Here is a 21,962-nt window from a genome sequence, read left to right on the forward strand (position 1 = left end):
ACAGGAATTGTCTTATCTATGAATAATAAAATAATGCAGATCTGTCGCCATGAATTGGCCAGTAAACGCAAAAGTCCTAGCCTGTGGCTGCTCTTTTTTATGATCCAGTTATTACTGGCGATTGCCTTATTTACTGGCTGGCAGCAATACCAACACAGCGTGCATACCCAAACTAAAGCGCAGGAAATTGTCGAGCAACAATGGAATGCACAACCAGACAGGCACCCTCATCGGGTGGCGCATTTTGGTCACTTTGCGTTCCGTCCTCCCAGTGCGCTTAGCTTTTTTGATCTGGGTGTGAATGCCTGGGTGGGTGACAGTATCTTTTTGGAGGCGCATAAACAAAACAGCGCCAATTTTGCCAACGATCAGGATGGCGGCACCTTGTTACGGTTTTCCGAGCTCAGTAGTGCCAATATTTTGCTGATCATCTGGCCACTGCTGATTATTGCGCTGGGGTTTGCCAGCGTCAGTGGTGAGCAAAAAAGTGGCACGCTCAGACAGCTTATGTCTATGGGCGTGTCGTTCCGGGAATTGATCACTGGCAAAAGCCTTAGCTATCTGTTTGTATCTGTGGTGTTTATCTTGCCTGTGTTTGTTCTGGCTCTGGGCCTTGCCGCCGGTACCGGCGCTCAGTTTTCGGCAGAAGCACCACTCAGGCTGTTGCTGTTATTTGGGGCTTACCTGCTATATTGTCTGTTCTGGATCGCAGTAACCCTGTTGATTTCAAGCCTGGTGAAAGCCCCTAAGCAAGCGCTCATACTGCTGACGTCAATTTGGTTTATTCTGACCATATTGATGCCGCGTATGCTGGCGGAATTTGCCCATCATCAGTATCCACATCAAAAACGCAATGACTTTGAACTAGCCATTAAGCTGGATAACCGTAAGGTCGGAGACAGTCATAATCCAGACGATCCCTACTTCAGTAAATTCCGCGAAGAAACCCTGAAAAAATATGGCGTATCTTCAGTCGAGGAGTTACCGGTTAACTACAAAGGGTTGGTGATGCAGGAAGGTGAAAAGCTCAATGCCGAGATTTACAAGAAGCATTATCAGCAGCAAGTCGCACAATTTGACGCGCAACGCCAGTTTGTCAGTCAGTTTTATTGGATCAATCCCTATTTGTTTGTGCGCGATTTTTCAATGGCATTAACCCGGACAGATACCCGACACTTTTTGGATTTTGAGCAGCAAGCTGAAGCGCACCGATACGCGCGTATTCAAAAATTAAATAAGTTACACACTCATGAGATCCACCATCACGATGACAGAGCACAGCGGGTTGATAAATCCTATTGGCAGGAGTTTGATGCGTTTCATTACACCTTGCCGAAGCTGAGCTGGTCATTGAGCGCGTTTTCTCTGGCCTGGGCTTTGCCGCTGCTGGCGGTTATTGCCCTATTTATTTTCCTGAACTCAAACGGGATGCAGAGGAGGATCTATGCTGCTGTTTAAACTCGAATGCAAGCGTTTGTTTGCTGGCACCATTAACAAACTGGTTTTGGTGTTATTTATCATTTCGGGGGTGTTTGCCATCTACCAGGGAGCACTTGGTTATAAGTCGGTACGCATCGACCAGTATAAATCTATGGTGGTGTTTCAAAAAGAGCGGGAACATGTTAACAGCCGTGAAACGCTGCCCGCTGCGGGATCTTTGGCGTACTATGCCAGTGCCCCGACTGAGTGGAAGTTGAGCCCCTGGGCCGCTTTGTTTGTAGGCGAGACCCCGTCGTCTATGGTGGCCACGAAAATTCGCGCAACGGCATTGCAAAGCCAGATTTTCAATCGTGAGATTGTCAATCCGGCTCAGCAACGGGCAGGTGGCCTGGATTTGGGCTTTGTGCTGGTTTATTTTCTGCCTCTGGTGATAGGCATATTAACGGTGACTTTGATCTCAGACGAGCAACATGCGGGCCGCTGGCGATTGCTTAACGCGCTGCCTAACAGCGCATTTGGGCTACTTGCCAAGCAGATTGCGCTGCGCTTTATGGTCATCTGGTTGCTGGTGGTTACCCTGCTACTCAGCGCTGCACTGATATTGTCTTTGCCGTTTGACGGCCTGTTCTGGATAGTGCTGGGGGCGACCAGTTTGTATATGGTGTTCTGGTTTGCACTGGCAACTTTAATCATGAGTTTTGGTAAAAACAGTGTGGTGAATAGTCTGGCTTATCTGAGTAGCTGGGTGGTACTGGCGTTGCTTATCCCCGGGGCTGTGCACTTGTATTTGTCTGGCCAGTACCAAAGCGATGCGCCACTTGAGATCACACTGCAACAGCGCATGACACTCAACGATGGCTGGGACAAGGACAAGCAAGCCACGCTGGACGAATTTCTGACGCACGAAACACCGTGGCAGAATACCGCGCCTCTGGGCGAGGCATTCGACTGGAAATGGTATTATGCGCAGCAGCACATGAGCGATCTGGCGGTGCAAACTCTTGTTGAAGAGCATATCCAGAATAATCAGGCTCGCCAGGCCCGGTTGCAAACACTGAGTGTGTTGTCTCCGGCTTTGTTCTTTCAGCTTTCGCTGAATGAACTGGCCCATACCAGTAGCGGCTATCAGCTGAAGTACCGGCAACAGGTGGCTGATTACCACCGCGTCATGCGTCATTTTTTCTATGACTTTATGTTTTTTGATAAGCCAGTGACACGTCAGGATGTGGAAGATTTTCCACTGTTTAAAGCACAGGCGATGGAAGCAGCCAGTGGCCTATGGAAATTGCTGATCAGTGCTTTATTCGTGCTGGCCATTTCTGCCTTGTCGATTGTCAGGATCCGACAGCTAAAACCGCTTTAACTTTCCTCAAATCATACGGGCGGTATTCGCCCGTATGTAACATCCAGGTAACATGAATAATTGGCGAAAAAGGGTGTTGTCGAATTAGGTGACGCACAGTAGGATGACTGTTTCCAACATTTATCCAATTCGCTAAGGGACGTGCATGTTATCACTCAGATTATTTGAACCTTCAGATGAACAATATCTGGTTCGTTATTTAAACAACCCTGCTACGGTACGGTATCTTTCGCCCAAAGTGCCTTTTCCTTACACTGCGGCTGATGCACAGTGGTGGATCAATACGGGGAGCAAAGAAGGGATAACGCGTGCCATTATTCTGGACGGTGTGTTGATCGGGTGTATCGGGGCGCGGCCAGGTACGTTCGAGTATTGCCGAAGTGCAGAAATCGGCTATTGGCTGGCTGAGGAATATTGGGGGCAGGGCATTACAGGACAGGCACTTGATTTGTTGATCGCCGATGTTGAAGCCACGACAGAGATGGTCCGGCTGGAAGCGGTTGTTTTCGAACAAAATACTCGCTCAGCCCGGGTATTAGAAAAAGCGGGGTTTGAATTTGAAGGCGTGCGCCGCAAAGCAATTTATAAAGATGGCGAGCTGTTTGATGCGCGTTTGTTTGGCAAGGTATTTGAACTAAATTAGCAATCAGCTTACGTAAAAAGCGGAGTTTTCAGCCTGCGTTTTGTCTGTCACTTTGCTGAGCTGACCTAACTCACTTGAAGCGGTGTACTTCACAGAACTCAAATAAATAGTAGGATTATCGCTTCACTACGAGTCTCCCATCAAGGACGGACTACAGGCCCGGCAGTCCGTCAGTACATCGCTTTTTTATTGCCCAAGGTTAAACTTGAAGGCTTTAGGGCTGAGCTGCTTTACCTTCGGAATAAAATAACGAATATCGTAAATGTCGTCGTAATGATGCCAGTGCAGGCCTTCATCATCTGTGTCGGAAGCATCGCTGTGCCAGGGCTCCAGAGGCTCACTCAGAAAGCTCACATGTAAATGGTTTTTGTGATTGGCTTTGACCTGGGTTACCCCTGTCAGATTATCGGCAAAGATGATTTGGGTTGCGCCAAGTTGCACCAGTGCATCAACCAGACTTTGTGTAGCCTGACGATCATACGCCGCATCACCAACGCTAATGGGGCCTGCTTGTGTGCCAATCGGCCGAATGTCGACAGTGCCGCCAAACTTATGAGTAAAGTGGGGAGGATTTATGCCGCCCCAGCGCATGGTCGCACCAGTAATGGTTAAGTAGTCTGGCATACCTGTGGGTTTACTCGGCTGGGCGTGCCAGGCGCGGCCGAGGCTTTGTAGTGCCGACAATAAATCCGGGTGCAAATGACGACCGACTAACCCTGCGGTAGTGAGCCCCTGAGAGGGCGTGTCCGGGATGGCAACCAGCCCGGTTACTGCACATTTAACGGTTAGGGTGAGTTGCTGCGTGCCTGCCCGGGCAACAAACTGATCTGAGCCCGGTACGCTGTCGTTACCGCAACTGTGAAAATTGTTTATCGAGACGCTGATTTGTCCGCGCGCATCCGTGACCGGGCTTGATATCTCAAACGGTGCTTTCAGACGAAACAGGCCCTGTTCAATGCGGGTAAGTATCTTAGTCCGCACGCTGCTGCTAAATCGCGCAGCCATGTAACTAGGTTCACGCCACTGCGGTGCAATCAGGGTAAGCGGTGCTGCGCTGATTTCGACTGGCTCGCCCACAATAGGCTGACCCTGAGCATTCGTTAATGTGAGCGTCCACAAGGCGGTATTGCCATTTTTAGGGAAGAGGGTAACCTCAGTGGCATTTTCAACCCAATTCTGGCCAAAGTAGCCTTTGCCGTCTGGCGTCATGATCAGGCCGTCGTAGTAAAACTGACTGGTAAGGGCTGGGGTGTTTAGTGTGTGTGCAAAAGTGGGGCTGCACAAACCCAGTGCTACGCTTAACAGCGCAATCCGTGCTTTCATGATGACTCTCCTTGAGTGACTCTCTCAAGGCTAGCAGCTCAGGTCTGTGTGACAAATTTATGAAGATGCATATTTTTCATGCATTGGAACTGCGGTGAGGAATTAGAAACGAAAAAAGCGAGCCTTAGCTCGCTTTTCTTGCAAAATGCGTAGTAATTAAAGAACTACGATTTTGTCAGCCTGAGGACCTTTTTGACCCTGAGACACTGTGAATTCTACGCTCTGGCCTTCAACCAAAGTTTTGAAGCCGTCGCCTTGGATAGCGCTGAAGTGAGCGAATACGTCAGGGCCATTTTCCTGAGAAATGAAACCAAAACCTTTAGACTCGTTGAACCACTTAACTGTACCAGTAACTGTGTTAGACATAGTATTAACCTGTAATATAAATAAAAATTAACCTTCGATAGGTGTGAATGCATCAAAAGTAGTGGTGAAACTTAAATACTGCAGGTTGCGTTACGAAGTGTAATACAACGAATTGTAGGATGTAAATATCGACTTTCTTTCTAGCGGCCTTAACTTTACAGAGACTAACCGGACCTGTCTAGTATTATTTGTACAAATTTTAAATTTATCGTTTGGTGTGCTGTGCACAAAGCTGCTTAAAGCACACCAGAAAACTCGCTGAACATCAGGTTGTTGATTATATTTCGTCAATGACCTGAAACGCACGATACTCATCAAAGGCAAATTGATCAGTCATACCACTGATGTAGTCAATGATTAATCTGACTCTAAGGTAAAACTCCTGTTCCTGAGGATCAGGGATAATGGCATTCATCGTGTCACTGTTGAGTGCGCTCCGGTAGGCCTGCTTGTGTTTCTCAGGTAACTTTTTGAACAGTCTGGCGGAGTATATCGGGATCCTGGAAACATAAGTCGTTGCCGGTATCTCGATGTTCATGAGTGTGGCAAATTGATTTTTACCCAGCTGCAGCAGTGGTTCATATACGCTCAGCAGCCCACTGATAACCCGATAGCCCTGTAATTCTCGCCCTTCGACCTCTGGGTGGGCAAAGGCCAGCTCTCTGGCGACCTCTTTAAAGGTTTTGATAAGCAGGTGGCAGTCACTGCCATCTTCAATCAGGGCCTGATTAAACTGGCCACGCATCACGGCGTCAAAATTATCGACAAATTGCCTTGCGGCATGTTGTGGTAGTTTCTGGTTAACCTGAACCCGCAAGAAAACAAAGAATTGGCTGTGGTTGCCTGCAATTTTTTCTGTTCTTTCTGTGGCTTTTTTAATGATGTCGGCCATCAATGTTTGCTCTGAAGCGGGCAAACTGGCACTGAGCGCCTGATAGGTGTCCTGCAGGGCGATTTTGAGTTGCTGGTAACTCAGGATGTTTTTTTCAACGGCGTCTTCCAGATCGGCCATGCCATAAGAGATGTCGTCTGCGGCTTCCATGATGTACGAAAAAGGAGAGCGGCAACCCGGTGCGATATCCAGTGCATGTCTGAGTTTGCTAATGTATTCCTGCTCACTGAGGTAAAAGCCCACTTTCTTTTTAAGGTAACTGAGTGTGTCACCCTCTTCCGGGGCGGCCTCAGTGCCGCAACGGGTGTATTTCATGATCCCGGAGGCCTGCGAATAGGTCAGGTTCAGGTTCAACAGTGTGTGCACCAGACGGATCCCCTGCGCGTTGCCCTCAAAGTGAGTCAGGTCTCTGAGTACGTCGGGGCTCATTGCCTTACCACTGAGCTTTTTGTAGATACCGGCAATATGCTGCCCCAGCCAGTCACTCAGCGCTGCCTCGCCAAAGTGCCCAAAGGGTGGGTTACCTATGTCGTGCATTAGGCAGGCCATCTCAACAATGGACTCCAGCATACGCTCATACTCGCCGACACTGGTTTGCTCGTCGAGCTGTTCACAGATCAGCTGACAGATATAGCGCCCGGCCTGCTGCACTTCTAAAGAGTGCGTTAGTCTGGAGCGTACCGCTGCGTTTCGCTCTAGCGGAAAAACCTGGGTTTTTTGCTGTAACCGGCGGATTGCAGCCGAGGTAATAATGCGGTTTCGGTCACTTTCAAATTGTTTGCTAAGCTTGCTTGAAAACTCGAAGGGGCGATCCGCGCGGATCTTACAGTTGAAGGTCGTCACCATGTTTCCTTATGATTTAATTCATACCCTTATGTTGTCTGTTTTTTATCCACAAAGCAACACCTTAGAGTTTTATGCTAAGGGTTGCTTAAGCAAGTCTAGCAGGGCCTGCGGGACAAATTTACGGGATGTCGTAATGGCGTAAAAGTGCTCAAAAATGGGCAGCTGACTGTGATACTGCTCCAGCACACCCTGAGCAATTTCATCTTTAACTACTACAGGGGGCAATACTGCAAGCGCGCCACTGTCTCTGGCCAGCAGGCGCAGCATCGCCATATCATCTACTTCGGCCTGAATATCCGGTGTGTATTGATGAGCGGCGCATAAGGCATTGAAGGCGGAGCGGATCTCTGTGGTGGGCCCGGGCAGTACCCAGCGCACTTTGTCATACCCTTCTGGAAAGTCACTTTTAATGCCGGCACCTTTAGGGCCGACAATGGCAACCTGCTGGCGCGACACCAGTTGCGTATGCCAGCGGGTTTCATTCTGGCTGGCGAGACGGTTGGTCAGCACCAGATCCAGTTCATGGTTGCTTAATCCTTGTAGCAGGGTATCCATGTCGCGGGTGGTGAGGGTAAAGCTGATATGAGGGTCACAAAGCAAGGGGCTGATAAAGCTTTCAATGAAATTTCGCGACAGGGTGGTTTGCACGCCGATCGACAGATGTTGCCGTTCGGTGGCCACACCTTTAAGTAAAAAGGATTCGAGCTCTTCGCCTTTGTAAAAGATATCGTCAGCATAAACCAACACCTGCTTGCCGGCATCGGTCAGGATCAGCTTGCGTCCTTGTTTTTCAAATAATGAGACACCCATCGTATGTTCCAGTCGTTTGATCTGGATTGACAGGGCTGACTGCGAGATGTGCACATCCTGAGCGACCTGTGTCAGGCTACCAGCCTTCGCAACGCGCCAGAAATAATAGAGGTGGTGATAGTTAAGCCGGCTCATATTAATGTTATATAAAATATATAGTTTAGTTAGAATATATATATTTTTTATATCTTTCAACGTCTGACATACTGTGCCTGTTCTGAATGGAGTGGGATAATTATGTCAATATCGTTAATGATGATGCTCGCCATCACGCTCAGTTTTGCGCTCAGCGCCTGGTATTGCGGCCGTGCCAGTCGCATCAACAGGCGGTTTGTCAATGTATTGTCTGGCTGGCTACTGGTTTTATTGATCACGGCCATTGCCGGGCAGGGCGTTGGGACCCTTTTTCTCTCTGAAAGTACGCTTACGCATTGGATACATGTGACGTCTCTGGGCCTGATCATGTTTGCCCTGGTGGTGTTTATGGCCATTATTCTGATGCGCTTTTCTCTCAATTACATGGCCGGTGAGCCGCGACTGGGCGTTTACTGGCGCTGGTTACTGGGCACGCTTGCGGCTGTCTCATTGGTGGTGATGAGTAATCATTTGCTCTTGCTGCTGCTGGGCTGGACTGTGATTAGTCTGGCGCTTCACCAGTTATTACTTTTCTATCCCGAGCGTCCCCGAGCTGCACTGGGGGCACATAAAAAGTTTATTCTGGCCCGTCTGGCTGAGCTGGCGTTGCTGATTGCCGTGCTGTGCTTGTACCAGGCGCACGGTACCTTTTTGCTGACCGAGATTCTGGCACATTATCAGGCTCCTAACCCTGACGTCAGTGTTTACACCCAGATTGCCGCAGTCATGCTGGTAATAGTCGCACTGATGAAATGTGCGCAGTTGCCGGTGCACGGCTGGCTAATGCAGGTGGTCGAAGCCCCTACGCCAGTCAGTGCTTTATTACATGCGGGTGTTATCAATCTGGGTGGTTTTTTAATGATAGTGTTTGCGCCTGTGGTGATGCAGGTTGCTGCCGCTCAGTGGTTGCTGTTACTGGCAGGCGGTCTGACAACGGTACTGGCGGCGCTGATCATGACAACCCGGGTAAGCATTAAAGTGCGGCTTGCCTGGTCGACCAGTGCACAGATGGGTTTGATGCTGGTTGAGTGTGCACTGGGATTATATGAATTGGCATTGCTACATTTATTAGCGCATTCAGCATATAAAGCGCATGCTTTTCTTAATTCCGGGCACGCGGTTCGGGATAACCTGCAAGCACGTCTGGCGGTCCCTGTTACGCCGTCTCGGGCACGCTGGCTGGGTGCGGCATTGCTGAGTATGAGTCTGGTTGCCATGACGTATTGGTTCGTGGGGCAGGGCACAGCGCTGAGTATGTGGGTCTTGCTGGCAATGTCATTTACGCTGCTTCTGGCACAGCGCAGCAGTGCGCATCATAGCCTACCCTGGGCAGGTGTGCTGGCGTTCTGTGTCGTGTTGTTGACCAGCTATGCTGCTATGAAAACGCTGCTTGCTCATACTGTGTTTGCTGAAGTATCTCTGCATGAAACTCCTCTGAGTGCAGCCGATAGTGTGGTGATGACGTTGTTTTTCAGCTTGTTTGTATTGAATTGGTTATTGACCTACAAGACTGCGCACCCTCGGGTGCAAAGGTTATCAGTGGTGCTGTTTGCTGGTTTGTATCTGGATGAGTGGTGGACCCGTCTGACACTAAAAATCTGGCCCGTGAAGTTACCTGCCCCTGTTAAAGCGCAGCGTACGGCCAAGCGCCCGTATGGATTAATTCAGGAGTCTTAAGATGGCAAGAGATATTCGCACACTCACCCAACCACAACTTAGCGCGATTCAAACCGCTTGTTTGAAGCTTGCACCCAGCTGGCCGCTGGACCAGATGATAGCGGTCAGTCCATACTGGCCAATGCGTGATGAGCCAATTGAGCAGGTCAGTGCCCGGCTCAGTGCGCTGGCTGGTATTTCGATGTTGATGCCAGCCAGTGACTATCTGGATTGGTATCGCCGTGGCCTTATCACCGAGCAGGCCCTGCAAACGGCACTGGCGGAATCAGGGCTTGGGATCAGTCAGGGGGAGCTGGTTCAGGCACTCGAGCGGATACCGGAGCAGGTGCCATGGCAGCCGTTGTCGGGGTTGCTGGACGAGCACAGAGCGCGTCACAAAATGGCCTGGCGTGATGAGATAACACATCAGATCAGTCAGTTTTGTGCGGCGCATTTTCAGCAGGCTCAGCCCATGTTACACAGCAACGAAAAGCCTGATCTTTATGCCCACTGGCTGGCGGTGAGTCAGCGTGATAGGGGACTCAGCATTGTGCTGGATGAGCCCGATCTACACCGTTATTTTGCGCAGTTACCGGATGACCCGCATGCTTTGATAGCGCAGGCATTAGACACCTTTGGTATGCAAAATGAACAGGTTGAGTTATACGCCCATGCCATGTTGCTGGATATCAGTGGGTGGGGAGCCTGGGTCGCCTACCTACGCTGGCAAGGTGAACTCAGCAATACGCCACAGGATCAGACGCTGGAGCTGCTGGCAATTCGGATGGCCTGGGAGCTGGTGTTGTGGCGTTATCAAGAATCACAGTTTCCTGGCTTCTTTGCGACTTTGAAGCATGCATGGAAGCAATCGATGGCACGGTTGACGGATTTGCCTGTGCAACATCAAACACAACAAAAACCGCTGTGGATCTGGGCCAGAGCGGCTGAGCTGAGTTACCAGCAGCAGCTACACAGCATGTTGAGCCGCCCGGTAAATTTATCGGCACGTGCCATTCAGTGTCAGGTTGCATTTTGTATCGATGTGCGCTCCGAAGTTTATCGTCGGGCATTGGAAGGTCAAAGCGATGCCATACAGACCATGGGGTTTGCGGGCTTTTTTGGCTTACCCATTTCATACCAGCCACAACAGGCTGATGTAAGCCGCCCTCAGTGCCCAGGCTTGTTGATGCCCAGTCTGGTGGCCTCTCATGCGCAAACAGACAAGCATGGTGCCGCCTCGCTAAACGCCGGTGCTCGTTGGCAGGCATTTTCGAAGTCGGCCACGGCGTCATTTTCCATGGTGGAGTCGGCTGGGTGGATAGATACATTTAAATTGCTGAAAAAAGCGTTTTTTGCCTCTGAGCAAGTGCATCCAGTCGACAAGTTATCAAACAGTCAGAGCTGGTCGTTGACGCAAAATGGCGAGGAGTTAAACGCACTGCAAAAGGCTGAACTGGCTGCTGGCGTATTGCATGCGATGGGGTTTGAGCAATTCGCACCAACCGTACTATTGGTCGGCCATGGCAGCCACTCTACCAACAACTTACAGGAAGCCGGGCTTGGATGCGGCGCATGTGGTGGGCAAAGTGGTGAAGTTAATGTCAAAGTGCTGGCTTGGTTACTGAATGATAAGTTGGTACGAGCTGCATTACCTGAACTTGGGGTTGAGATCCCTGAGCAAACCCGGTTTATTGCGGCACTGCATAATACCACCACAGACCACATTCGCTGTTATGGTGAAAAACCCGATGCTCAGATAGAGTCCTGGCTTTCGCGCGCAACGGCTGTGGCACAAAAAGAGCGCGCGACAAAACTAGACGCACAGCTGGCTGACTTTGATCGAGAAGCGCTGGATCAGGCTTTGATAGCCCGTAGCCTGGATTGGTCTCAGACTCGCCCCGAGTGGGGATTGGCCAATAATGCTGCATTTGTTGTGGCACCTCGTGACTGGACCCGGGGAGTTGATCTGCAGGGGCGCAGCTTTTTACATGATTATCAATGGCAGCATGATACTGATTTTAAGGTGCTCGAAACCATCATGACCGCACCTATGCTGGTGACCCATTGGATCAACATGCAGTACAACGCCTCGACCACAGATAATCTGCATTTTGGTAGTGGCAATAAAGTGTTACATAACGCGGTTGGCGGCAATATTGGTGTGTTTGAGGGCAATGGCGGAGATCTCAGAACAGGCCTTGCGATGCAGTCGTTACATAACGGACATGACTGGATGCACCAGGTACAGCGATTGTCCGTTTATCTGGCAGCACCTAAATCGGCGATTAAAGATATTGCATCTCGCCACGAAGTGGTTCAGCAGTTGATCGATAACGAGTGGTTGTACGTATTTCAGTGGCAATCGTCGGGCGAGATAAGTCGTTTTTACCAGCAGCGCTGGTGGCCTGTGTCTGCGCCCGCAGACAGACAAGGTGAAGAACAGAAAATAGTACAGTGTCTTTGACTTCTGGTATGCATGATACCAGAACAAAGCTGTGGGGCACGAAGCGGCAACCTCCGGGTTGCCGCTTTTTTTATTGTCAATCGCCTTGGTATATTTGCCTGAGTCTGCCAGAGTTAAGAGTACCTGTGTTAATGTCAGCATGGGCAGAAGGAATGAATGCGAGTGTCATCAGCACATAATTTGGGAGTGAGCATGTCGGGAGATATCGTTAAAATTCAGGCCGGGCACTGGTCAGAAACACAGCTAAAACTCAAAGCGCTTAGCGATAAAATGGCTGAGCTGGAGCCTTTGGTACTTGAAGCGGTTGAGCTACTCAACTCCGATAATTGCAACCCTGATATTGAGGAACGCCGGGCACTGGCACAGCAACTAAAAGCCGTGATGTCCAAAGATAGGTCTGCCGATTAGGTATGATTTTTAAATTTAAACAGCGGTGGCTGTGTTTCTTTATAATTCCTGTTCTCAAAAGCAGACTTAGTCTCTGCGCTGTTGCCTCAGATGCAAATCTTGTTGGGTAGGTATTGCAGCGTGTGTAAACCCCTCTAAAATAATAAGCATAGAAGGAAATTGGTAGGTGCAATGAACTCATCGCAGTGGCTTATTATTTGTAGCATTCTGATATCCGCGTTGTCGTTCGGCAAACTTGCCGTAGCTGACGTATTGGATGTTTCCGTTGGCTGGACTAAACCCCCGTATGTGATTGAACAGGGTGATACTGGCTTCGAACTGGATATGGTAAAGGCCATTTTTGCCTTGCTGGGCCATGACCTGCGGTTTGTGTATGTTCCCTTTGGCCGTTCAGATTCACTGTTGAAAACACACAAAGTAGACGCGGCACTGACCATGAACCGGCGCATGGATCTGGCCGGCGCGGTATTATCCGAGCCTTATATCACCTACCACAATACTGCCATCAGTTTAAAAAGTCGGAAGTTAATAATACCCAGTATCAGCGCTCTAGAAAATTACGCTGTGATTGGCTTTCAGAATGCTTCTTTGGTACTGGGCATGGAGTATCGACTGGCGACTGCCAGCAGTCCTCTGTACATTGAGCTACCCGATCAGCAAAAACAGGTAGAATTGCTGTTGCAGGGGAAAGTAGATGTGGTGGTTATGGATATCAATATTTTTAACCATCTGAGTAAAGCCGTTGTCGGCCAGGATCAGATGCCCAATGTATCAGTGCACAATTTGTTCCCTGCATCGCCATACCGTATTGCCTTTCGGGACCCAGATCTTAAAGAGGCCTTTAATCTTAAAATGGTGCAGTTTAAACGAAGTACTGCTTATCAAACGTTGTTGAACAAGTACGAATTTCTTCAGTGAACTCCAAACCCCTTTTGCTATGAACGCGGCTGTCTGATACAGCCACACAGGGTCTTATCTTGCGATTTCACCATTCAAGATGTCTCTTTTTGCCGTTAAAATGCAATAAGCGACGTGTCAGGATGAGCTATGATGTGTGCCAAAGGAGTAAAGCATGACAAGAAAACAAGTATATTTTATCGCTGATGGATTTCAGGCACTGGATTTATTTGGGCCTTTAGATGCGTTTATGGAGACCAACTCCCATGTGTCTCATGCGTATGAATGTAAGCTATTGAGTTTAGGGACTGGACCTGTAAAAACTGTTTATGGCCAGCAAGTTCAGGCAGATTATGGCCTCGAAGACGAGTTTGCTCTAGACGACCTGATCATATGTGGGGGCAATGGTATGCGCACGTTGTCGCTCAGTGCCAGGCAGGTTGAGAGACTGTCTGAACTGGCGGGCAGAGCTCAGCGCGTTTTCAGTATATGTACCGGCGCATTCGTGCTCGCCCGGCTTTTCCCACAAAAGGCCTTAACGTTAACTACCCACTGGCGGCATTGTGATAGCCTGGCCCGGTTGCATGGCCACTGTACCATTTCACCCGATCCGCTCTACATACAGGACAAGCACATCTGGTCGTCAGCCGGTGTACTGTCTGGGGTTGATTTAGCACTTGCTATTGTCCGTGAGGATCACGGTAACAGTGTTGCTGCGCAAGTTGCCAAAGATCTGGTGGTTTATTTGCAGCGTTCTGGGAATCAGCGTCAGTATTCAGATGCCCTGGCATTGCAATCGGGTGACAGTTTAAAGCTCTCCCCACTTATGGAATGGTTAAGTACGCAGCTCAACCAATCTGTTTCTGTTGCCAGGATGGCGGAGTATTGTCACCTCAGCGAGCGACAGCTTACCCGTTTGTTTAAACAGCACCTGAACTGTACACCGAGTCATTATTTTAAAGTGCTCAAGCTAAATCATGCTCGAGACCTTTTATCTGAGGAAAACATTAGTCTGCGCCATGTGGCAGGTAAGCTGGGGTTTAATAACTACGACAGTTTCAGGCGCGCGTTTATCAGACAGTTTGGGGTAACGCCGTCACACTATACTAAAGGAATTAACCGATGAGCCAGAGGGTGAAAGCGTTACTATTGGGCTGCTGTGCGATGCATGTTACAGCGGCGCCGCTTAATGAAGCAGAGCAACAAGCCTGGGCCACAGACATTGATTTTTATGCTGAGCAGGTGAAAGCCAGGCATATTCACCCATTTCATACGCTGACGGAAGAGGATTTCAAGCACAATATTGAAGCACTTAAAGTTGAACTGCCCAGACTGAGTGAAGCTCAGGTTGAAACCCGATTGATGGCAATCAGCCGGGCGATAGGAGACGGGCACAGCAACTATTTGATGATGTCGGGCCCGCATCAACACTTTCCGTTTCGCTTTAAGTTTTTTGGCGATACTTTGAAAGTGGTAGATGCTACTGCGGAGCATCATGAGTTAATCGGTACACAGCTTCATTCAATTAATGGCTTGAGTGTGGCTGAGCTGTTCACTCAGCTTGCACCTGTGCTCCCAGGTGTGGACAACCAGTTTAGTGAGCACAGTAGTTTTGAATACTATCTGTCTTTACATAAGTTGCTAGTGGGCCTTGGGATCGTTGAGCAGGGTAGACCGGCCTCATTTCACTTTATTGAGGGCAAGGGCGCAAAAACCTTACAGGTTTCTCCGGTCAGCATGCGAGAGTTCGGCAAGTTGAGCTCTGCCTACTCGCGTGTGGAACCTAAGTTAACCAACCAAGATATCGGGATGCCCGGGATCACATTGAGCCTGTTAGAAAGTCAAAAAGCAGCCTATTTTGACTTTGCCTCTTATCCAGCGCCTGAGCAGGTAATGTCGCATTGTGATGCATTGCAAATAACACTTAGGTCGGCTGGCTCACGGTATCTGATCATCGACTTCAGGGGAAATAGCGGCGGGAACTTTTACTCGGGTTTGGCATTATCAGCTTGCTTACAGCCTCTGGATCAGATTGACTGGATGCAGGGTGTCTATGTGCTGACGGATGGTGCGACATTTTCTGCCGCAATGTCGAATACGGCCCAGTTCAGGCAAATTCTAAACGCCCAGGTTGTGGGGACCCCAACCGGAGGCGACCCAAATCATTTTGCGGAAAATAGCCAGTTTTTAATGCCTAACTCTGGTCGTCGATTCACTTTGTCTAAACGCTACTATCCGTTTATCGCAGAGCAAAGCGATGCTGTGTATCCCGATATTTATATTGAACCGAGCTGGGATGATTATCGGCACGGTAAGGATACGGTACTCACTGAGCTGCTGGTGCGATTGAATGGCATGCTGATTACGGGCAAAACCGTGCCAGCATTAGCTGAATAAAGCAAAGCTCTGTCGCGTACTTAGTTGCGACAGAGCACTTTTGCGCGACGAGCTACGTGGTTATGAGCAGATAAAGCGGCTATGGCATAAAGAAGTGGCACAGGCATAAAGCACAGTCGGACTCCAGGTGCCACCAGCAATGTGTGGTGTTTCTGCCTGTTGAATTTGCTTAGCGTTTGTTGAGAGGTGTTTAATTGATGTTTTTTTCAGCGTAAGTTTCATTGTTCATTCCTTTAGTTGTTACGTTCACCTGATTGAACGCGCACTTAATGTACAGCACAAGTAGTCTGGTTACACCTTTTTTCCATTAATTTTTAATTAACCTTTCTTTGCGTTTTTTCTCTAGTGTTATGATTTAGAATGACATAAATAAATGTTTCAAAATTTAATTTGTTAAATTTATTTTTTATTTATGTGAAATTTTTTCGTGGGTGTCAGGTCTCTTTGTAAGAATTCAAAAGGAGATACAACATGACCACATTATGCAAACCTGCGACTTTTTACCCTGAACACCTTGTCAATGCAGATGACATCATGACAGTAATTGAGATTTGTCACCCGGACAGCCCATATAAGCAACGGGCTTTTGAAATGATCCAAAACACAGAGGTAAAGAATCGGCATCTGATTTTACCTCTGACGGAGATTGTGAAACTTCAGGATTTTGGCGCGCGGGCCACTCGGTATAAGGAGGCCGCCATTGAAATGGCTGAAACAGTAGCCGTTGAAGCGATGGAAAATGCGCTGGTGGCTCCTGAGGACATCGATATGGTGATCGCGACGTCCTGTACCGGCTTTATGATGCCTTCACTAACAGCGCATCTGATCAATCGGCTGGGGTTACGCAACGAAACTAAGCAAATCCCGGTTGCACAATTAGGGTGTGTGGCGGGCGCGTCGGCAATCGGGCGGGCATTTGAATATTGTCAGAGTCGTAAAGACAGCAATGTGTTGATCGTCTGCGTTGAGACATCCTCATTGTGCTTTCACAAAGAGGCCGATAGATTACAGGACTTTATCAGTGACGCTCTATTTGCTGATGGCGCAGCGGCGGTGGTAATGAGGGGCGACAGTCTGGTGTCCGGCCTTAAGCTTATTAACAACCAAAGTGTGACGATTAAAGACACCATTCCTTACATTGAATATGACATTACGCATCAGGGCTTTAAGTTTTCTCTGGATAAGGAAGTTATGCACTCTATTCCACATGTTGCGCCATATTTGCAATCGTTTTGCCAACGCAGTTTATCGCGTAATGCAAACCAGGTAGACAGCACGATTTTTCATACCGGTGGTAAGCGTATTTTGGATGAGCTAGTACGTTGTTTGTCGCTTGAGCCTGACATGGTAGCACGCTCACGTGATTGTCTGGCCGAAACAGGTAACACCTCCAGCGTAGCGGTCATTGATGTGTTAAAACGTACCTTTGACTCTGCCAGGTGCGGTGATGCCAGTCTGCTTGCTGCGTTTGGCCCCGGTTTCACCTCAGAAATGAGCATTGGCGTATGGCATTGAAGTGCTGCTAGGAGTTAGCTTTAGACAACAGGAGCTGACTTGCAGCTGATCGAATTTACTCATCAGCGCGAGTCAAATCTTCCCATTCGTTGCTGGCTGATTGCTACGCCAGACTAAAATTTGACGCTGACCCTTGTTAGTTTGGGGATTTATAATCTCAGGCAAGACTGTGGCTTTATTGTATAATTTAGCAATTATCATTTAATGATCAGGGCCATGTACAAAAAAGCCTTTCTTGCGCTGAGCGTATTCTTTATTTCGGTGTTAATTGTGGCAACACTGGACACGTTTTGGTTTCACAGTGCCGCCACACAACGGCCAGCCGTGATGTCGTCAGTAATACCCCCCGAGGCTCAGTTAAAGCAATTGCAATCTGCACACCCACTGCTCGATATTTATGAACTGGCGTCAGACTCCCCGCAAGCGGCGTTAACACAACTGACGCACTGGCAACAAGGCGCGCGTGATCTGGCGCCCATTGAACAAGTGTATGTGTTGTGGATCCGCAGACGTGCAACCGATGATGATCCCGAGCGGGCAAGACTAAACCAGCAACTGACAGATCTTGCGAGCCAACATCAGCTCAACTGGCTGGAAGCCTGGGTGGCTCAGGCGCAGGCAAAAGCGGCCTTACGTATCGGTGATCTTGAAACAGCGCGCTCTGCCATCTTAAAAGCAGTGGCGGTTGCACAGCAACACCAGATTGGGTTCCTTTTAAAGGAGGTTTATAATACCGCAGGTGTGGTGTTTAACTCGACCAATGAACTGGTTAAATCACAGCAGTACTTTTTAAAAGGGATTAAACAGATTGAAGCGTTACCTGAGCACCGACTGCGTGCGTTGTTGCACAACAACCTTGGTCTGCTGTACGTGCATCTGGAGCAGTGGGACAACGCGTTAAAATATCTGAGTCAGGCTGAAAAACTCTACAGCCAGTATGCCTATGCTACGTCAGAGTACATGTCGTTAATTTTATTTAACCAATCTTTTGCCCATAACCGTGCAGGCCAGGCCGTTCAGTCCAGAGAAAAATTCGAGCAGGCTCTCAGTTATCTGGATGAGGGGGTGAGTGATTTTTATCGCGTTGTCGCGCTTAAGAATGAGGCCAGACTACTTAATCTGGAAAAAGACTTGAGTGGTGCGACGCGAAAAGCCAGCCAGTGCGTTGATATGACCAGCGCTGAAAAATACCCAATGCAGCATGGGATCTGCTTACTAGAGCTGGGTTTTGCTTATTACGCAAATAGTGATTTAGAGGAAGCACACTTGGCGACGCGCTCTGCGATGGCGGCTTTTAGCAAGCTCAATCATGCACGCTGGCTGATAAAAAGTCGGTTTTTCCTGGCACAAGTGCTGGAGCGCCAGGGGGAGGCGCAAGCGGCATTGTCGATACTTAAAGAAGCCCGGGCAGCAGAAAAAGCCATGATCATGAATGAATTGATTGCACTGGATACCGCGCTTGAGGTGCAACAAATTACTCAGGAGCGCGACTTGTTAAGTGCTCAAAGTCGCTTATCTAACCTTGAACTTTTGCTTGATAAACAGCGCTTCAGATTGCTGGTTTTATGGTTGATCCTTGCATTTACGGGGGCTGGGTGGCTGGCGCTGCGTGCCAGAGCAGTGAGCAAAGAAAATCGTCGCCTGTATGACCTCAGCTTTGTAGACCCGCTCACAAAAGCGTCCAATCGTCGTTTGTATCAGCAGGAAATGGCTAAGCCGGACAGATTGCGTACTGAGGTCCATTACCGACTGGTCGTGATTGACCTGGATCACTTTAAACAGATCAATGATACCTATGGTCATGACAAGGGAGACTGGGTTCTGAGCGAAGCGGCAGCCCGACTGCAAAAGTTCGTAGCCGATGATGAGCTATTTGTACGCTGGGGGGGAGAAGAATTCTTGATGGTAGTAAAAGAGCGTGATGCATTTCGGGCGTTCGTTCAAAGCATGGTTGATGCACTGAGGGAGGTGCCTTTTGAACTGGGAGAAACAGCGCTGCGCGTAACCGCCTCTTTTGGTGTTAGCGATGCAATGAGCGTGCAACAGTTGGGGGCATCGGATGGGGCATTTAAATGCGCCGACCGCTGCTTGTATCAGGCTAAAAACAATGGCCGGGATCGAGTGGTTATGCCGGAAGAAGTGCTTTAGTGAGTTCAAAGTGTGATTGTTGTCAGAATATAAGCATATGAAGATTAGAGGGTGCTTGTGGTGTTGTTTCTAAAGAGGTGCTCAAGGAGGCGATGTATGCGGCAGATGCTTTTGGATAGCAGCGAAGACAGTGGCCGGAGTGAACCGGCCAGCAATCCACTTGCTTTCCACTTGCTTTTACTTGTACAGTTCCAGCTCACCTAAACTGAGGTAGTTGCCCAGATCATTGGAGACATCGAGACGATAGTATTGGTAATGTGCTTTTGACTCCAGACAGTACTCAGACATTGCCGGGAAGTCGGGCTTGTCGCCAGAGCCAATGGGTGCCCAGACTTGTTTGTCGTTACTGCCATACAGTTTCCAGCTGGTGGTCACCCAGGTCGTGGTGTGATTGTAGCCTTGTGCAAGAGCGATTTTAGACACCGCTTGTGCCTGAGGCAAAGTGACATAGATTGACTCTTGCTTCTCTTTAGAGAACCAGACGTGGTTATAGCTATAGACAACGACACCATCATTTAGGTGGTTAATGCTGCCATGACTGGTTGTTGCAACCTCAAAGCCACTGATATCGACTTTTTCGTCAGCCAGTTGGCAAGCTCGGTTAGGCACCGTGCCGTCACCTATGGTCAGCTCAAAATCACCGCTTTGCTCATTGGCATCAACCCAATGCCCATACCAGCCATTAAAATCCAGAGACGGAGAACCGTAATAAGTGGTTTTCACACCGGTCTGATTGATCACATCAAAGGTAATGTACTTGGTGCTATCGGCAGCATTTAACTGAGGCAGGCTACCGTGAATCTGGTTACCAGAGATAATACTGCCGTGGCTGTCCGTTGCAATGAAATGCGCGCCACGAAAGTCGGGTGTGAATGTGGTTAATTTATCCTGCGTCAGTATATTGTCTCTGACACTGTCCTGCTTCAGGACCAGTTCATCGCTCTGCGCGACAGCAGAGCAGGCAACCAGCGCCAGTGTACTCAAACAAAATTGGGTATTGTTATTGGTTAACATATCTATTCCTTAAAATTATCCTTGTTTCCGATTTAGTATTCTACTGAATTAACTGTGAAAAGAGTATGTTTGAGGTACTTAAACACTGTGAAATGTGTGGCCGTCTCATGACGCTTTGATTAGGAAGTGTACACTGCGAGTCGCGCTCTCAGGTTTTGTGCATACATCGCACTCATATCCATAAATAGGTACACTTTGGTACATCTTTTCCGAACCTGTACATTTATCATTGCGCTTTATAGGCATTACTAATTAGATGGAATAAGTATGAATTCGATATATGCCAGAGCGTGTTTACGCGTTTCACTGGTGTCGTTACTTGTTTTGAGTTCTCAATCAGGGCTCGCCGCACAAGAAACCATACAAAGCGCGGACGATGAAGCGCTTGAAGGCGGGTATGTTAAGCTGGGGCTTGGCTACCGGGCCTCAACGCCAAACCGAGCGCGGGATCATCAAGGAAGTGGGGCTTCAGCATTTATCAATGCTCGTTATCAGTTAGCGAATGGTTTGTTTGCTGAGCTGACTAATTACAGAATGCTCAATGATGGCACGCGTGTTGGGTACAATTTTTATAATCCCGACGGCTGGAACTTTGATGTTATCACCCTCAAGGCGCATCAAAGCCTTGATTTCCCGGGCTGGCATAACAATAAGCTGACCGTACATTATCGTAAATCAACTCAAATGCTGGGCGTTCGGGCCACAGGTTCTTTTAACAAAACCACAGTCCAGTTTAGCTGGGCACCATACTCGTTTAACCGGGAGTATGACGATGGCATGTTTGCCTCTTTGTGGGTCGATCAGTCTTTTCAGTATAAAAACTGGCAGATGTACGCCAATACGGGGTTAGTTTATCGTTCTGAGGAAATCATCAATTACTATTTTGGTGTGCCTGAGGAGATAGCGTCGTATATGTTTCCTGCCTATTCCACTTCCTCCGGGACAGAGGTTAGTGCAGAAATTGGGGCGCTGTATCCTATTTCACAACACTGGATGTTTGAAACCTATTTTAAATACAGCCATATGCCACGCAGTATCAATAACAGTCCGTGGGTCGCTATGTTCAACAAAGCTGAAAACCGTGACGGGCATGTATCTGAGTTGGGGATTTTAGTGAGCTTTGTGTTCTGACCTGGTTGAAAGTATCTACTGTTATAGCGTTATGAAAAGAATTAAAAAGAACCGAGCAGGTTTGCTCATTATCCTGGGTTTTACATGTCAGGGGTTGTTATTGGGTGGCCATCTTCAGGCACAGCCTGACCCTGAGCTGAGCAGAACCCGCCTGGAAATATCTCCGACTCAGTGTGTGTCGGTTACACAGGGAGATAAGTGTCATGTCGACGTAAAAGTGCAATGGCAGACACAAGCAGGAGGGACGTATTGTCTAAAATCCTCCCATTCTCTGGAGGCCTTAAAGTGCTGGACGGGAGCACAAAGTGGCTATATTGAACAAACTATCGTGACCACAAAGCCTGTTGTATTTACGCTTTACAAAGAAGATGGCGCGGAGCTTGCCAAACGTGAGCTCAAGCTGATGTGGGTATATAAGCGTTCGGGCCGTTCACCTGCGTCATGGCGGATGTTTTAATCCTGAGTTTGAAAACAGCGTATCTTGGTACGTTTTGATACACATTGGTAGGCCTTG

The 21,962-nt window shown here is 48.6% G+C and carries 19 protein-coding genes; 13 read left to right on the forward strand and 6 right to left on the reverse strand.

Going from position 1 to position 21,962, the window contains the following annotated elements; genetic code table 11:
• The first annotated feature begins 18 nt into the window (after positions 1-18).
• From MHN31_RS16920 to MHN31_RS16930, 3 genes are all read left to right on the forward strand, one after another.
• Complete coding sequence (locus MHN31_RS16920; RefSeq protein ID WP_125563384.1) at positions 19-1,458, forward strand: DUF3526 domain-containing protein; 1,440 nt, start codon at positions 19-21, stop codon at positions 1,456-1,458.
• Complete coding sequence (locus MHN31_RS16925; protein ID WP_239444855.1) at positions 1,445-2,803, forward strand: DUF3526 domain-containing protein; 1,359 nt, start codon at positions 1,445-1,447, stop codon at positions 2,801-2,803. Before MHN31_RS16920 ends, MHN31_RS16925 begins: the two co-directional genes overlap by 14 nt.
• Positions 2,804-2,948: 145 nt before the next feature.
• Positions 2,949-3,446: a GNAT family protein gene (locus MHN31_RS16930; protein WP_194866741.1), complete on the forward strand. Its 498-nt coding sequence runs from the start codon at positions 2,949-2,951 to the stop codon at positions 3,444-3,446.
• A 186-nt stretch (positions 3,447-3,632) separates the two neighbouring features.
• On the opposite strand, the gene MHN31_RS16935 is transcribed toward MHN31_RS16930, so the two are convergent.
• The 4 genes from MHN31_RS16935 to MHN31_RS16950 form a co-directional block, all read right to left on the reverse strand.
• Positions 3,633-4,769: a hypothetical protein gene (locus MHN31_RS16935; protein WP_239444856.1), complete on the reverse strand. Its 1,137-nt coding sequence runs from the start codon at positions 4,767-4,769 to the stop codon at positions 3,633-3,635.
• Between the two features lie 156 nt (positions 4,770-4,925).
• On the reverse strand, positions 4,926-5,135 hold the full coding sequence (locus tag MHN31_RS16940) for a cold-shock protein (RefSeq protein ID WP_010385841.1): 210 nt from the start codon (positions 5,133-5,135) through the stop codon (positions 4,926-4,928).
• Between the two features lie 277 nt (positions 5,136-5,412).
• Entirely contained in the window at positions 5,413-6,873 is a 1,461-nt protein-coding gene (gene dgt, locus MHN31_RS16945; RefSeq protein WP_239444857.1) for a dGTPase, read from the reverse strand.
• Positions 6,874-6,942: 69 nt separating this feature from the next.
• Entirely contained in the window at positions 6,943-7,818 is an 876-nt protein-coding gene (locus MHN31_RS16950) for a LysR family transcriptional regulator (protein ID WP_194866739.1), read from the reverse strand.
• Between the two features lie 102 nt (positions 7,819-7,920).
• On the opposite strand from MHN31_RS16950, the gene MHN31_RS16955 reads away from it, so the two are divergent.
• The 6 genes from MHN31_RS16955 (at position 7,921) to MHN31_RS16980 (ending at position 15,640) form a co-directional block, all read left to right on the forward strand.
• A complete protein-coding gene (locus tag MHN31_RS16955) occupies positions 7,921-9,495 on the forward strand; it encodes an NADH-quinone oxidoreductase subunit L (protein ID WP_239444858.1) in 1,575 nt (524 codons plus the stop codon).
• 1 nt (position 9,496) lies between these two features.
• On the forward strand, positions 9,497-11,938 hold the full coding sequence (locus MHN31_RS16960) for a DUF2309 domain-containing protein (RefSeq protein ID WP_239444859.1): 2,442 nt from the start codon (positions 9,497-9,499) through the stop codon (positions 11,936-11,938).
• Positions 11,939-12,130: 192 nt separating this feature from the next.
• Positions 12,131-12,346, forward strand: a complete 216-nt coding sequence (locus MHN31_RS16965; protein ID WP_239444860.1) for a hypothetical protein — start codon at positions 12,131-12,133, stop codon at positions 12,344-12,346.
• Positions 12,347-12,517: 171 nt separating this feature from the next.
• A complete protein-coding gene (locus tag MHN31_RS16970) occupies positions 12,518-13,264 on the forward strand; it encodes a transporter substrate-binding domain-containing protein (protein ID WP_239444861.1) in 747 nt (248 codons plus the stop codon).
• 154 nt (positions 13,265-13,418) lie between these two features.
• Entirely contained in the window at positions 13,419-14,369 is a 951-nt protein-coding gene (locus MHN31_RS16975; RefSeq protein WP_239444862.1) for a helix-turn-helix domain-containing protein, read from the forward strand.
• The gene (locus MHN31_RS16980; RefSeq protein ID WP_239444863.1) at positions 14,366-15,640 is read left to right on the forward strand and encodes a S41 family peptidase; all 1,275 of its coding nucleotides are present in this window, start codon (positions 14,366-14,368) and stop codon (positions 15,638-15,640) included. Before MHN31_RS16975 ends, MHN31_RS16980 begins: the two co-directional genes overlap by 4 nt.
• A gap of 60 nt (positions 15,641-15,700) precedes the next feature.
• On the opposite strand, the gene MHN31_RS16985 is transcribed toward MHN31_RS16980, so the two are convergent.
• Entirely contained in the window at positions 15,701-15,862 is a 162-nt protein-coding gene (locus tag MHN31_RS16985) for a hypothetical protein (protein WP_171045113.1), read from the reverse strand.
• 249 nt (positions 15,863-16,111) lie between these two features.
• Between MHN31_RS16985 and MHN31_RS16990 the strand changes: the two genes are divergently transcribed.
• Together MHN31_RS16990 and MHN31_RS16995 are read left to right on the forward strand one after the other, a co-directional pair.
• Entirely contained in the window at positions 16,112-17,155 is a 1,044-nt protein-coding gene (locus MHN31_RS16990; RefSeq protein ID WP_125563358.1) for a type III polyketide synthase, read from the forward strand.
• A gap of 216 nt (positions 17,156-17,371) precedes the next feature.
• Complete coding sequence (locus MHN31_RS16995) at positions 17,372-19,303, forward strand: tetratricopeptide repeat-containing diguanylate cyclase (RefSeq protein WP_239444864.1); 1,932 nt, start codon at positions 17,372-17,374, stop codon at positions 19,301-19,303.
• Positions 19,304-19,480: 177 nt separating this feature from the next.
• Here MHN31_RS16995 and MHN31_RS17000 read toward each other — a convergent pair whose 3' ends face one another.
• Positions 19,481-20,317, reverse strand: a complete 837-nt coding sequence (locus tag MHN31_RS17000; protein ID WP_239444865.1) for a hypothetical protein — start codon at positions 20,315-20,317, stop codon at positions 19,481-19,483.
• A gap of 267 nt (positions 20,318-20,584) precedes the next feature.
• On the opposite strand from MHN31_RS17000, the gene MHN31_RS17005 reads away from it, so the two are divergent.
• Both MHN31_RS17005 and MHN31_RS17010 read left to right on the forward strand, forming a co-directional pair.
• Entirely contained in the window at positions 20,585-21,448 is an 864-nt protein-coding gene (locus MHN31_RS17005; RefSeq protein ID WP_239444866.1) for a MipA/OmpV family protein, read from the forward strand.
• A gap of 31 nt (positions 21,449-21,479) precedes the next feature.
• Positions 21,480-21,905 (forward strand): DUF3019 domain-containing protein, encoded by a 426-nt coding sequence (locus tag MHN31_RS17010; protein ID WP_239444867.1) that lies wholly within the window; start codon positions 21,480-21,482, stop codon positions 21,903-21,905.
• Positions 21,906-21,962 lie beyond the last annotated feature (57 nt).

Source organism: Pseudoalteromonas sp. McH1-42, from assembly GCF_022347845.1.
Lineage (GTDB): Bacteria > Pseudomonadota > Gammaproteobacteria > Enterobacterales > Alteromonadaceae > Pseudoalteromonas > Pseudoalteromonas rubra_D.